The organism is Pseudomonas sp. SWI7 (assembly GCF_006351945.1).
Taxonomy (GTDB): domain Bacteria; phylum Pseudomonadota; class Gammaproteobacteria; order Pseudomonadales; family Pseudomonadaceae; genus Aquipseudomonas; species Aquipseudomonas fulva.
In genome coordinates, this window is the sequence record NZ_CP040930.1 from 4,233,886 (window position 1) to 4,247,177 (window position 13,292).

Genomic DNA, 13,292 nt, shown 5'->3' on the forward strand with positions numbered 1-13,292 from the left:
CGATGCCTGACTACAAAGCCCCCCTGCGTGATATTCGCTTCGTGCGTGATGAGCTACTCGGCTACGAGGCGCACTATCAGAGCCTGCCAGGTTGCCAGGACGCCACGCCCGACATGGTGGACGCGATTCTCGAGGAAGGTGCGAAGTTCTGTGAGCAGGTACTGTCGCCGCTCAACCGCGTAGGCGATCAGGAAGGCTGCACCTGGAGCGAGGCGGGCGTGAAGACGCCGACCGGTTTCAAGGAAGCCTACCAGCAGTTCGTCGAAGGCGGCTGGCCGAGCCTGGCGCACGATGTGGAGCACGGTGGTCAGGGGTTGCCCGAGTCGCTGGGCCTGGCCCTGAGCGAAATGGTGGGCGGTGCCAACTGGTCGTGGGGCATGTACCCAGGCTTGTCCCACGGCGCAATGAATACCATCTCGGCCCACGGCACTGCCGAACAGCAGCACACCTACCTGACCAAGCTGGTTTCGGGTGAATGGACCGGCACCATGTGCCTGACCGAACCGCATTGCGGCACCGACCTGGGCATGCTGCGTACCAAGGCCGAACCCCAGGCCGATGGCAGCTACAAGGTCAGCGGTACCAAGATCTTCATTTCGGCCGGTGAGCACGACATGGCCGAGAACATCGTGCACATCGTGCTGGCACGCCTGCCCGATGCACCGGCTGGCACCAAGGGCATTTCCCTGTTCATCGTGCCGAAGTTCCTGCCCAACGCCGAAGGCGCAGCAGGTGAGCGCAATGGTGTGAGCTGCGGCTCCATCGAGCACAAGATGGGTATCCATGGCAATGCCACCTGCGTGATGAACTTCGACGCAGCCACCGGTTACCTGATCGGCCCGGCCAACAAAGGCCTGAACTGCATGTTCACCTTCATGAACACGGCACGCCTGGGGACTGCGCTGCAAGGCCTGGCCCATGCCGAAGTGGCCTTCCAAGGTGGCTTGAAGTATGCCCGCGAGCGCCTGCAGATGCGCTCGCTGACCGGGCCCAAGGCGCCTGAGAAGGCCGCCGACCCGATCATCGTCCACCCGGATGTACGTCGCATGCTCCTGACCATGAAGGCCTTCGCCGAGGGCACCCGTGCGATGGTCTACTTCACGGCCAAGCAGGTGGACATCGTCAAGTACAGTCAGGATGAGGAAGAGCGCAAGAAGGCCGATGCCCTGCTGGCGTTCCTGACCCCAATCGCCAAGGCCTTCATGACCGAGGTCGGCTTCGAGGCGGCCAACCATGGGGTTCAGGTCTACGGTGGGCATGGCTTCATCGCCGAGTGGGGCATGGAGCAGAACGTTCGTGACAGCCGTATTTCCATGCTGTACGAGGGCACCACGGGCATCCAGGCCCTGGACCTGCTGGGCCGCAAGGTGCTGATGACCCAAGGCGAGGCCCTCAAGGGCTTCACCAAGATCGTGCACAAGTTCTGCCAGTCGCAGGAAGGCAACGAGGCGGTCAACGAGTTCGTTCAGCCCCTGGCTGCGTTGAACAAGGAATGGGGCGAGCTGACCATGAAGGTGGGCATGGCTGCCATGAAGGACCGTGAGGAAGTGGGTGCGGCATCGGTGGACTACCTCATGTACTCCGGCTACGCCTGCCTGGCTTACTTCTGGGCCGACATTGCCCGCTTGGCTGCCGAAAAGCTGGCAGCAGGTACCAGTGAAGCGGCGTTCTACACCGCCAAGCTGCAAACGGCACGCTTCTACTTCCAGCGCATCCTGCCGCGTACCCGCACGCATGTGGCTGCCATGCTGTCCGGTGCTGACAACCTGATGGCCATGGACGAAGAACACTTCGGCCTGGCTTACTGAGTCACCTCAGGTCGTATGCGAACCGTCTGCTTCGGCAGACGGTTTTTTTATGTCTGGCGCAAGCCAACAATAAAGGTACTCAAGTGTCCAGGTGAACGGCCGATCAACTAAGGGCACAATGCCACTATTGGTCTGCCAGGTTGGAATTGCCCTTGCTTCGCCTTAACGCTGTCCGCCCAAGCCATTTCGTACCCTCTCTCGTCTTGCTGGGGGCAGGCTTGGCTGCGGCTTACGTCAAGGACCTCAGCGTTTTCTTCACATCGCTTTTCAATGTGCTGCCAACCCTCGTGCTGTTGATGGGCGGCGCCTATTGCGCGGTGTACAGGCGCCAGCGGGAGCTGTTTCTGATGCTCACGGTCTACATCGCCTATTTCCTGCTCGATACCCAGACTGACTTCTATCGAGACAACGGCCGCGTTCGTGAAGATGCTGCCGTGATCTTCCACCTCGTGTGCCTGCTGTTACCGGCGTTGTATGGCCTTTATGGCATCTGGCAGGAGCGCACGCACCTGCTCCAGGACCTGGTCGCCAGGTGTGCGGTGCTGTTGGCCACGGCCGCAGTGGCGGCCGGCTTCGAGCAAAGCTTTCCCGAGGCACTGCTGGCCAGCCTGGCGGAAATCCGCTGGCCGATCTTGCACGGTCAGTGGATGAGCCTGATTCAGCTGGCCTACCCGGTGTTCATGGGCATGCTGGCGTTACTCGTCGTACAGTACCTGCGTGCGCCCAGGCCCCTGCATGGCGCCTTGATCGTGGGCCTGGTCGGTATTTTCTGGATGCTGCCCAAGACGTTCGTGTTGCCTTTCACGCTGAACATCATGTGCAGCCAGGTCATGCTGATGATTGCCACGGCAGTCGCTCACGAAGCGTACCAGATGGCGTTCCGTGACGAGCTCACCGGGTTGCCGGGCCGTCGCGCGCTCAATGAGCGCCTGCAGCGACTAGGGCGCTCCTATGTGATCGCCATGGCCGACGTGGACCATTTCAAGCGCTTCAACGACACCCATGGCCATGATGTGGGCGACCAGGTCTTGCGGCTGGTGGCCAGCCGGCTTGGCAAGGTCAAGGGGGGAGGCCGCGCCTACCGCTATGGCGGCGAAGAATTCGCCGTGGTGTTCGCGGGCAAGACGGCTGACCAGTGCGTGCCGCATCTGGAAGCGGTTCGAGAAGCGATTGCCGGCTATGCCATGCACTTGCGTGACCAGAGTGCTCGTCCGCTGGATGACAACGCCGGCCGCCAGCGCCGCACAGGCAGCAGTGGCGACACGGTTACCGTGACCATCAGCGTAGGTGTGGCCGAACGGCAGGGCGATAACCGCAGCGTTGAAGAGGTGCTCAAGGCTGCCGATCAGGCGCTGTACGCTGCCAAGGCCGCGGGGCGTAATTGCTTGATGGTGCACGGCCTGAAAAATCGTCGGGGAGCAGTGCGGGAAGCGTGACCATAACTGACTACTTAGTCTCTTGATGACCCTATGTGTCGTAAAAGTTGTTCGGTTACACTGGTTCCACTACCCGTGCTGCGATGCTCATCGCCGCCCGTCCTGACCAGCGAGAGGTTGTCATGGCTGAATATAAAGCGCCCCTGCGCGACATGCGCTTCGTACTGAATGAAGTCTTCAACGTGGGCCAGCAGTGGGCGCAGCTGCCGGGCTTGGCTGAGTTGGTCGATGCCGAAACGGCCATGGCGGTGCTTGAGGAGGCAGGCAAGGTCACTGCACGCAGCATTGCACCGCTCAGCCGCGCTGCCGACGAGGAAGGCTGCCGCTGGGACAACGGCGCGGTGCATACGCCTGCCGGGTTCATCGAAGCCTACGACACCTATGCTCAAGGCGGCTGGGTAGGCGTGGGTGGCGACCCTGCCTTCGGCGGCATGGGCATGCCCAAGGCGGTATCGGCCCAGGTCGAGGAGATGGTCAACGCAGCCAGCCTGTCGTTTGGCTTGTACCCCATGCTCACCGCAGGTGCCTGCCTGTCGATCAACGCCCACGCCGACGAGGCGCTCAAGCACACGTACCTGCCGAACATGTATTCAGGTGTGTGGGCAGGCTCCATGTGCCTGACCGAACCTCATGCAGGTACTGACCTTGGCATGATCCGCACCAAGGCCGAGCCCCAGGCTGACGGCAGCTACCGTGTGACCGGCACCAAGATCTTCATCACCGGTGGCGAGCACGACCTGACCGAGAACATCATTCACCTGGTCCTGGCCAAGCTGCCAGACGCACCGGCAGGCCCCAAAGGGATCTCCCTGTTCCTGGTCCCCAAGTTCCTGGTCAACGAAGACGGCAGCCTGGGTGCTCGCAATCCGGCGACCTGTGGGTCCATCGAGCACAAGATGGGTATCCAGGCCTCGGCCACCTGCGTAATGAATTTCGACGAGGCGGTCGGTTACATTGTGGGGGAGCCCAACAAGGGGCTGGCCGCGATGTTCACCATGATGAACTACGAGCGGCTCGGGGTTGGCATCCAAGGGCTCGCTTCGGCCGAGCGCTCTTATCAGAACGCTGTCGAATACGCCCGGGATCGCCTGCAAAGCCGTGCACCGACCGGGCCCCAAGCCAAGGAAAAGCCTGCTGACCCGATCATCGTGCACCCGGATGTGCGGCGCATGTTGCTGACCATGAAGGCGCTGACCGAGGGCGGACGGGCGTTTTCCAGCTACGTGGCCTTGCAACTGGACAGCGCCAAATACGCGCAAGACAGTGCCGTGCGCAAGCGCAGCGAGGAGCTGGTCGCGCTGTTGACCCCGGTGGCCAAGGCGTTTCTGACCGACCTGGGCCTTGAGTGCACCTTGCACGGTCAACAAGTGTTCGGTGGGCACGGGTATATCCGCGAATGGGGTCAGGAGCAGCTGGTGCGCGATGTGCGTATTACCCAGATCTACGAAGGCACCAACGGTATCCAGGCGCTGGACTTGATGGGCCGCAAGGTGGTGGCCAGTGGTGGCGCGTACTACCAGCTGTTCTCGAACGAAGTGCGTGAGTTCATTGCCGGTGCCGGTGATGGCATGGCTGCGTTTACCAGCCCCTTGGAAGCGGCGCTCGACCAGCTCGATGGCGTGACCGACTGGGTGCTGCAACAAGCCAAGGGCAATCCGAACGAAATCGGGGCGGCGTCGGTTGAATACCTGCATGCCTTTGGCTATGTCGCCTATGGCTACATGTGGGCATTGATGGCCCAGGCTGCACTGGCAGGCGAGGGTGATGAAGCGTTCTACCAAGGCAAGCTTGGCACGGCACGCTTCTATTTCGCTCGCTTGCTGCCCCGCGTCGATTCGCTTATCGCCTCGGTCAAGGCGGGTAGCGAATCGCTGTACCTGCTGGGTGCGGAACAGTTCTAGGACTGGCGCAGGCGATGAAGACGACTGTAGCGCAAGGGCTCGGCGCCAGGGTGGTCGCCATGACAAAGGGTGGTGATAGGAATGATTACCCTTTGTAAGCCTTTTCCTACAACACGTGGTGACTTTTCACCACTGTTCTCAGATTGGATCCAGGGTTATCTTTCTTCCATGGACGTTGCGCAGGAAGCGCATAGGACAGATCAAGGAAGACGACGAAGGATTTCCTGCCAGGATGGTGGGGCGATACGGATGTCACAGGGAAACAGTCTGAAGAACCCCGCCTCGGCGGGGTTTTTCTTGTGCGTCACGTTCAGCTCAGTGCATCCAGTGGCGAAGCCACCGGTCCGCGCAGGTTGGTTTCTTCTTCGAGCAGGCCACGCAGAAGCTCGATAGAGGCCTGTTGACGCTGAGCGTCACGAAACACCAGCCCTACTTTCAAGGGCACCCTGGGTTCACTCAATGGTTTCCACAGCAGCCCTTGCTGCGCCTGTTCGGCTTCCTTGGCACGGCCCGGCAGGATGGTCGCCAATGAGGTGTGTGACAGGCTGTCGAGAATGCCTGCCATGTTATTCATTTCTGCCTGAACCTGCGGGCGACGACCTTGGCTGGCCAGCTGGGCCTGCCAGATCTGGCGCATCTGGAACTCCTCGCCCAGCATCAGCATGGGCAATTCCGCCGCCTGGTGGATCGACACCTTCTTGAAGTCCTTGAGCGGGTGGGTCGCTGGGATGACCAACTGCAATTCGTCCTCGTACAACAACACGCCATGCAGCCCAGGTTGGCGCGCGGGCAAATAGCTGATGCCGATATCCAGCGTGCCACTGATCAGGCGCTTCTCGATTTCCAGACCCGACAACTCATAGATCTGCACCACCAGGTGCGGCTGGGCCTTGCGCAGTCGTTCCAGAAGCTGCGGTACCAGGCTTGGCCGAACCGTCTGCAAAACGCCGATCGCCAAGGTGCGCAGTGCCTGGCCTTTGAAGTTTCGCATCGCCTCGTGGGCCCTTTGCAGGCCGTCGAGCAGGGGCAGGGCATGATTGTACAAGGTGTGCGCCGCCAGTGTAGGCAGCAGGCGCTTGTTACTGCGCTCGAAGAGGCTCAGGTCCAGGCCATGCTCGAGTTGGCGAATCTGCTGGGACAGGGCCGGTTGAGATAATGACAGACGCTCGGCGGCGCGCCCGACATGGCCTTCTTCATAGACCGCGACGAAATAACGCAGTTGACGAAAATCCATAAGTTCTACTTATTGAAAATACTGCTAAATCGAAATGTCGGAATCGGCATTCGACGCCTAGTCTATCGCTGTATAACAACGGGTTACAGGCTTTGTGCGGACCCCACCGTTACCGCAGCCTGACTTCCTATTCATAGGTACGGCATTCAGTTGAATCAAAGCCGTTCCAGCCCTGCCCATCATCCTAGCGTGCAGAACTTCGATGAATCTGTTCAACCTTCGCCGTCCAGCGCGTGCTGTCGGGATTGAAACATTGCATGAGCCAGCACGTGCTCGGCCTCGTCTCGATACAGCGGCGATGGGCTCACCTGTTTTCGTCAGAGGGCAAGGCGCCTGGCTTTGGGACGACCAAGGCCGCGCGTGCCTGGACTTCAATCAAGGCGACGGGGTCAACACGCTGGGGCACAGCCCAGAGCCCGTGGTGAAGGCGGTGGCGAGCCAGGCTCAAGCCTTGATCAACCCGGGCGTGGGGCGCTCGCATGAGGGCGTTCTGGCGTTGCGCGACCAGCTCTGCCAAGCAACCGGGAGTGACCGTGCCCTGCTTTTCGACAGCACGGCTCAGGCACATGAAGGTGCTGTGCGCCTGGCTCGCCAGTGGGGTGAGCGCCATCGCCACGGTGCTGGCCATATCATCGTTGCCCGCCAGGGCGGCGAAGCCGCGTATGGTGCGCCTGTGGCCAGCCGTGCAAGCCATTGCACACCCGAACACGCCCCTCTCAGCCATGTGCCGTTCAATGACCTGGCCGTACTGCACGCGGCCGTGGAGTCGCGCACGGTAGCCGTCGTGCTGGAACCGTTGCAAAGCCAGGGTGCAATCGTTGCTGCAACCGAGGAATACCTCAAGGGCGCTGAGGCCCTTTGCCGCGAGCTGGGCATTCTGCTGATCCTTGATGAAGCGCACACCGGCATGGGCCGCTGCGGTGCGTTGCTGGCCGAAAACCTGTACGGCGTGCATGCCGACATGGTGGTGCTAGGTGGCGGCCTGGGTGGAGGCGTTCCACTGGCCGCCTTGCTGGTACGCAGCAGCGCTGGCTGCACGCCGATGGCAGGCCTGCCGGATGCCTGGTACAGCAATGCGTTGACGGCCGCAGCAGGCCTGGCAGTCCTGAAAACGGTGCTGAGTGCGGGCTTCATCGAGCACGTGCAGGACACTGGCCGCCATCTACGCGAGGGACTTAGCCGCTTGGCGGGCCGCTTTGGCCAGGGCCAGGTCTGCGGGAGCGGGCTGCTGTGGACATTGCAGCTCAACGAGCCCCTGGCACGGGCGCTTGAGCGTGCAGCGTTGCAAGAGTGCCTGCTGGTCGGTGCGCCCCAGGCCGATGTACTGCGGCTCTCGCCGTCGCTTACCGTGACCCGCGGCAACGTCGACGAAATGCTGTTGCGCCTATCGCGCGCGTTCGCGCGACTGCACGCGGCCCAGGTCTCGGGGCGCAAGATGCCAGCCTAGTCCACCCACGTACAACCGAACCGTCTGGCGTTTCTGCGCACCGCCCTGGGTCTGTCACATTCGATCCAGGGCGTTTTTTTTGCCTGTGGAACCTCTGCAAGCGGCGGCGAGTCTGTGATGTAACCCCTTACGGAGAGACTCGCATGGACATTATTCGGATCATCATCGCAATCATTCTGCCGCCCTTGGGCGTGTTTCTGCAGGTGGGGTTTGGCGGAGCCTTCTGGCTGAACATCCTGCTGACCTTGCTTGGCTATATCCCAGGCATCGTGCACGCGGTGTACATCATCGCCAAGCGTTGAATTCCCTGCGGCTCACGGGTAGCCGTGAGCCGCAGGTTCAATGCTGCTCAAGCACCTTGCAGTAGAATCGCCATTCCTGTTCGAGCGCATGCTCAAGGTTACGGGCCTTGCGAAACCCGTGCCGCTCCCCCGCGTAGAAATGTGCCTGGGCCTCGATGCCATTGGCGTTGAGCGCTGCGAGCATGGCGCGGGTCTGCTCCGGCACCACGACCGCATCCAGTTCCCCTTGAAAGAACACCACCGGCACCTTGATTCGCTCGGCATGCAGGAGCGGCGTGCGCTGCCGGTAGCGCTCGGCATCCTGTTCCGGATCACCGATCAGCCAGTCCAGGTAGTCACCCTCGAACTTGTGCGTGGCACGCGCCAATGCAACCGGGTCGCTGACGCCATACAGGCTCGCGCCTGCCCGGAATACCTCCCTGAACGCCAGTGCGCAGAGGGCGGTGTAGCCGCCGGCACTGCCGCCACGGATGAACACTTTGGTCTTGTCGATCAGGCCATCGGCCGCCAGGCGCTCGACGGCTGAGCAAGCATCTTCCACATCGCTTTGCCCCCAACGCAAGTGCAACGCATGGCGGTACGCGCGGCCATAGCCGCTACTGCCGCGGTAGTTGAGGTCCGCAACGGCAAAACCTCGTTGCGTCCAGAACTGGATCCTCGGGTCGAGCACCGGATAGCAGGCCGAGGTCGGGCCACCATGAATGAAGACGATCAGCGGCGATGGCGTAGTGCTGCCTGCCGCCGGATAGAAAAAGCCATGGGCCAGCGCACTCCCGGTTCCGCAATGAAATGATTGGGGCATGCTGACCCGATGCGCCGGCAGTACCTCGGCGCCCCCAGCCAGTATGCTCACTTCGTGAGTGTCACGCGCAATCGCAATGACCGCCGCCGGGCTGATGGGCGAGGCGGCGATGGCATACACGCAGGTGGCGTCCATGGCCAGGTGCCGAAAGCGGGTGTAGGCGCTGGCGAACCGCTCAGTGCGACCATCGGGCGTGCGCAGACCCAGTTGTCCGAAACCTGCTTCGAACCAAGTAGCCAGGTAATGCTGTGGCCCGAGTGCCAGCCAGGTACTGGCGCCCAGTTGCCACGGCGCTGCGGCATGGTCGGCAGGCTCGCTTGCCAGCGCTTGCCAGCCGTCGTCACGCTCGCCCCACGGCTGCCAGAAACCATCGCGATCGGACAGGCAGTACAGGCGGTTGGCCTCATCGAATCGGGGCTGCTGCAGCGATTCATCGCCCGCGGCTACTGTTTGCGCTGGCCCCCATTGGCCGCTGGCCTCGCGACGGCAGGTCATGAGTCGCGTTACCGTCCACGGCTGCGCCGGGCGATCCCATTCGATCCAGGCCAGGCGCTCCCCGTCCGGGCTGACCGTGGGCGAAGCGTAGAAATCGGCGCCTTCGACTAGCACCTGACGTGTGCCCTCGGCCAAGGCCACCAGACGGTGCTCCACGGTTTCGCCATGGCGCTCCTCCACGGCCAGGGCCTGCCCGCCATGCCATTGCACATCGCCATAACGGCAGGCGGGGTCATGGGTAAGGGCGCGCGGCGGCGTGTTGTCCAAAGGTTGGGTGTAAACCTGCTGGTCCTTTTCGTTGACGAACACCAGTCCGTCCCCGCCCAGGCAGAAACTGCCCCCGCCATATTCGTAGACACGGCTGCGTACACTGAAGCCGTCGGGGGTCAGGCAGCGTGCCTGGTGATGATGCCAGTGCCAAATGCGGCAAGCGTCGTCGGCAGGCCGAAACTCGACCCAGAACAGGCCGGCGTCACCGACCTTGAGTTCGGCGAAATCGGTGCCGGCGGCGACAGCCTGGGCGGCGGTGAACTCAGCCTCGGGCGATGACACGGGAGTTTCGTTCATTTCGGAAAGTCATCTGTTCTATGGCGAGGTCGGCGCTTTGCGCCTGCTCGCGGGCCTTCAGGATCAAGTCATGGTCGGGCGACTTGGCGCATACCGGGTCGGCATTGCTGGCATCACCGGTGAGCATGAAGGCTTGGCAGCGGCAGCCGCCAAAGTCCTTCTCCTTCTCATCGCAGGAGCGGCAGGGTTCCGGCATCCATTGGTAGCCACGGAAGCGGTTGAAACCGAACGACTCGTACCAGATGTGTCGCAGGTCATGGTCGCGCACGTTGGGGAACTGCACCGGCAACTGACGGGCGCCATGGCACGGCAGCGCGGTGCCGTCGGGAGTGATGGTCAGGAACAGATTGCCCCAACCGTTCATGCAGGCCTTGGGCCGCTCCTCGTAGTAGTCCGGCGTGACGAAGATCAGCTTGCACGGGTTGCCTTCGGCTTTGAGCTTGTCGCGGTATTCATTGGTGATCCGCTCGGCCCGCTCCAGCTGATCACGGGTGGGCAGCAGCCCGACCCGGTTCAGGTGCGCCCATCCGTAGAACTGGCACGTGGCCAGTTCTACGAAATCCGCATCCAGTGCGATGCACAGCTCGATGATGCGGTCGATCTTGTCGATGTTGTGCCGATGGGTAACGAAGTTGAGCACCATGGGGTAACCGTGGGCCTTCACGGCGCGGGCCATTTCCAACTTTTGTGCGAACGCCTTTCGGGAGCCGGCCAGCAGGTTGTTCACTTGCTCGTCGCTGGCCTGAAAGCTGATCTGTATATGGTCCAGGCCGGCCTGCTTGAAGGCGGCGATGCGCGCCTCGGTCAAGCCGATACCGGAGGTGATCAGGTTGGTGTAGTACCCCAGCCGGCGGGCCTCGGCGATCAGCTCGGCGAGGTCCTGGCGAACCAGAGGTTCGCCCCCGGAGAACCCAATCTGCGCGGCGCCCATCTCGCGGGCCTGGGCCATGACCTTGAACCACTGCGCAGTGCTCAACTCCTGGCCCTGGGCTGCGAAATCCAGAGGGTTGGAGCAATAGGGGCATTGCAGCGGGCAACGATAGGTCAGCTCGGCCAGCAGCCACAGCGGCAGGCCGACTTCGGGCGTGGGCGGCAGCTCAGGCAAGCTCGATCCAGTGTTCGGCACGGGCCACCTCCATGAACTGCTCGATATCGTCGGCCACTTCCGGCACATCGGGGAATTGCTGCTGGAGTGCGTCGATGATGGCTGCCACATCGCGCTGACCGTCGATCAGCCCTCCGATCAGGCTGGCGCTTTCGTTGAGCTTGATCATGCCTTCAGGGTAGAGCAGCACATGGCCTTTCTGGGCAGGCTCGTACTGGAAGCGGTAACCCTGGCGCCACCTGGGCACTTGCTGACGATCGAAATTCATAGGGTGATCCCTTTATGCCATACCCGTTCCTGGGTAACGGAGTGATAAGGCGGCCGGTTCAGCTCGTAGGCCATGCTCATGGCATCGAGCATGCTCCACAGGATGTCCAGCTTGAACTGGAGGATTTCCAGCATCCGCTGCTGCCCAGCCCAGGTGGTGTAGTGCTGCAACGTAATGGCCAGGCCATGCTCAACGTCGCGGCGAGCCTGGCCAAGGCGCGTGCGGAAATACGCGTAGCCTGCCGGGTCGATCCAAGGGTAGTGCTGTGGCCAGCTGTCCAGGCGCGATTGGTGGATCTGCGGGGCGAAAAGCTCGGTCAGCGAGCTGCTGGCCGCTTCCTGCCAGCTGGCGCGACGGGCGAAATTGACGTAGGCGTCCACGGCAAAGCGCACCCCCGGCAATACCAGCTCCTGTGAGCGCAACTGCTCGGGGTCAAGACCAACCGCCTGGCCCAGTCGCAGCCAGGCTTCGATGCCGCCATCCTCACCAGGTGCGCCATCGTGGTCGAGCAAGCGCTGTATCCACTCCCGGCGCACCTCGCGATCCGGGCAGTTGGCCAGGATGGCGGCGTCCTTCATCGGGATGTTGACCTGGTAATAGAAGCGGTTGGCTACCCAACCCTGGATCTGTTCGCGGGTAGCACGGCCTTCATACATGGCCACGTGGTAGGGGTGGTGAATGTGGTAGTAGGCGCCCTTGGCGCGCAGGGCCTGCTCGAACTCGGCAGGGGACATCGGCAGTGCATCGCTCATTCGGCTGGCTCCTGGAAGACTTGAGGTGGCGGGCAGGCCCGTTACAACTCGATGCTCATGCCGTCGAAGGCCACTTCCACACCGCGGCGCAGCACTTCGGCACGCTCGGGGGAGTCTTCGTCGAGAATCGGGTTGGTGTTGTTGATGTGGATAAGCACTTTGCGCTGGCGTGCAAAGCCGTCGAGCACCTCGAGCATGCCGCCGGCGCCGTTCTGGGCCAGGTGGCCCATTTCACGGCCGGTGCGCGTGCCCACACCGCGGCGCTGCATTTCGTCGTCTTCCCACAAGGTGCCATCGACCAGCAGACAGTCGGCGCCTTGCATCATCTCCAGCAGTTGCTCGTCCACCTGGCCAAGGCCGGGCGCATAGAACAGCTTGCCACCGGTGCGGGTGTCCTCGACCAGCAGGCCGAGGTTATCGCCTGGGTGCGGGTCGAAACGGTGTGGCGAATAAGGCGGCGCCGCACTGCGCAGCGGGAAAGGGGTGAACCGCAGGTTGGGGCAGGCCTGGATGACGAAACTGCCCTCAAGCTCGATACGGTTCCATTGCAGGCCGCCGTTCCAGTGGCTGAGCATGGTGAACAGCGGAAAGCCGGTGGTCAGGTCCTGATGGACCATGTCGGTGCACCACACCGGGTGCGGGCAACCTTCGCGCAGGCTGAGCAGGCCAGTGGTGTGGTCGATCTGGCTGTCCAGCAGGAGGATGGCGTCTATGCCGGTGTCGCGCAGACCCCGGGCAGGCTGCATGGGCGCGAAGGCCTGAAGCTGTGCGCGAATGTCTGGCGAAGCGTTGCACAATACCCAATGCACACCGTCGTCGGACAGGGCGATGGATGACTGGGTGCGGGCAGTGGCCCGCAGGGTACCGTCCCTGAAGCCCTTGCAATTGACGCAGTTGCAGTTCCACTGCGGAAATCCGCCACCGGCGGCCGAGCCGAGAACCTGGATATACATGGGTGCTCTCTATGCTGTGCGGAAAGTCATGCCTGAAAAACGAAAACGCCCCGGCAGGCCGAGGCGTCGTACCCTAAGCCGTGCTTAGCGGTTGGCGAAGTACATGGTGACTTCGAAGCCGATACGCAGGTCAGTGTATGCAGGTTTGGTCCACATGGGATTACTCCTTCCGAATGGGTTTGAGGAACGCTTGACTACTACTTGGGTACCGCCATAGGCAGG

The 13,292-nt window shown here is 62.2% G+C and carries 12 protein-coding genes; 5 read left to right on the forward strand and 7 right to left on the reverse strand.

Going from position 1 to position 13,292, the window contains the following annotated elements:
* Positions 1-2 precede the first annotated feature (2 nt).
* The 3 genes from FH041_RS19360 to FH041_RS19370 all read left to right on the forward strand — a co-directional run bounded on the left by FH041_RS19360 (position 3) and on the right by FH041_RS19370 (position 5,145).
* Positions 3-1,808: a phenylacyl-CoA dehydrogenase gene (locus FH041_RS19360; protein ID WP_027913603.1), complete on the forward strand. Its 1,806-nt coding sequence runs from the start codon at positions 3-5 to the stop codon at positions 1,806-1,808.
* A 152-nt stretch (positions 1,809-1,960) separates the two neighbouring features.
* Positions 1,961-3,244 carry a diguanylate cyclase gene (locus tag FH041_RS19365; RefSeq protein WP_027913604.1) on the forward strand — a complete coding sequence of 428 codons (1,284 nt, stop codon included), beginning with the start codon at positions 1,961-1,963 and terminating at the stop codon, positions 3,242-3,244.
* Between the two features lie 122 nt (positions 3,245-3,366).
* A complete protein-coding gene (locus tag FH041_RS19370) occupies positions 3,367-5,145 on the forward strand; it encodes an acyl-CoA dehydrogenase C-terminal domain-containing protein (protein WP_028686633.1) in 1,779 nt (592 codons plus the stop codon).
* A 310-nt stretch (positions 5,146-5,455) separates the two neighbouring features.
* Here the strand turns inward: FH041_RS19370 and FH041_RS19375 are convergent, their stop codons facing one another.
* The gene (locus tag FH041_RS19375; protein WP_028686632.1) at positions 5,456-6,379 is read right to left on the reverse strand and encodes a LysR family transcriptional regulator; all 924 of its coding nucleotides are present in this window, start codon (positions 6,377-6,379) and stop codon (positions 5,456-5,458) included.
* Positions 6,380-6,581: 202 nt separating this feature from the next.
* Between FH041_RS19375 and FH041_RS19380 the strand changes: the two genes are divergently transcribed.
* Complete coding sequence (locus tag FH041_RS19380) at positions 6,582-7,826, forward strand: aminotransferase class III-fold pyridoxal phosphate-dependent enzyme (RefSeq protein ID WP_059183580.1); 1,245 nt, start codon at positions 6,582-6,584, stop codon at positions 7,824-7,826.
* Between the two features lie 143 nt (positions 7,827-7,969).
* Positions 7,970-8,128, forward strand: coding sequence for a YqaE/Pmp3 family membrane protein (locus FH041_RS19385; protein ID WP_012316587.1), 159 nt, complete (start codon positions 7,970-7,972; stop codon positions 8,126-8,128).
* Between the two features lie 37 nt (positions 8,129-8,165).
* Here the strand turns inward: FH041_RS19385 and FH041_RS19390 are convergent, their stop codons facing one another.
* The 6 genes from FH041_RS19390 to pqqA form a co-directional block, all read right to left on the reverse strand.
* On the reverse strand, positions 8,166-9,992 hold the full coding sequence (locus FH041_RS19390; protein ID WP_088522863.1) for a S9 family peptidase: 1,827 nt from the start codon (positions 9,990-9,992) through the stop codon (positions 8,166-8,168).
* A complete protein-coding gene (pqqE, locus tag FH041_RS19395; RefSeq protein WP_104926578.1) occupies positions 9,958-11,118 on the reverse strand; it encodes a pyrroloquinoline quinone biosynthesis protein PqqE in 1,161 nt (386 codons plus the stop codon). The genes FH041_RS19390 and pqqE overlap by 35 nt, the downstream gene beginning before the upstream one ends.
* Positions 11,090-11,365 carry a pyrroloquinoline quinone biosynthesis peptide chaperone PqqD gene (pqqD, locus tag FH041_RS19400; RefSeq protein ID WP_023532357.1) on the reverse strand — a complete coding sequence of 92 codons (276 nt, stop codon included), beginning with the start codon at positions 11,363-11,365 and terminating at the stop codon, positions 11,090-11,092. Before pqqD ends, pqqE begins: the two co-directional genes overlap by 29 nt.
* Positions 11,362-12,117, reverse strand: a complete 756-nt coding sequence (gene pqqC, locus FH041_RS19405; RefSeq protein WP_023532576.1) for a pyrroloquinoline-quinone synthase PqqC — start codon at positions 12,115-12,117, stop codon at positions 11,362-11,364. The genes pqqD and pqqC overlap by 4 nt, the downstream gene beginning before the upstream one ends.
* A 41-nt stretch (positions 12,118-12,158) precedes the next feature.
* Positions 12,159-13,070 carry a pyrroloquinoline quinone biosynthesis protein PqqB gene (gene pqqB, locus FH041_RS19410; RefSeq protein WP_140174969.1) on the reverse strand — a complete coding sequence of 304 codons (912 nt, stop codon included), beginning with the start codon at positions 13,068-13,070 and terminating at the stop codon, positions 12,159-12,161.
* A gap of 84 nt (positions 13,071-13,154) precedes the next feature.
* Positions 13,155-13,226, reverse strand: a complete 72-nt coding sequence (gene pqqA, locus FH041_RS19415) for a pyrroloquinoline quinone precursor peptide PqqA (protein ID WP_003243383.1) — start codon at positions 13,224-13,226, stop codon at positions 13,155-13,157.
* Positions 13,227-13,292: the final 66 nt, after the last annotated feature.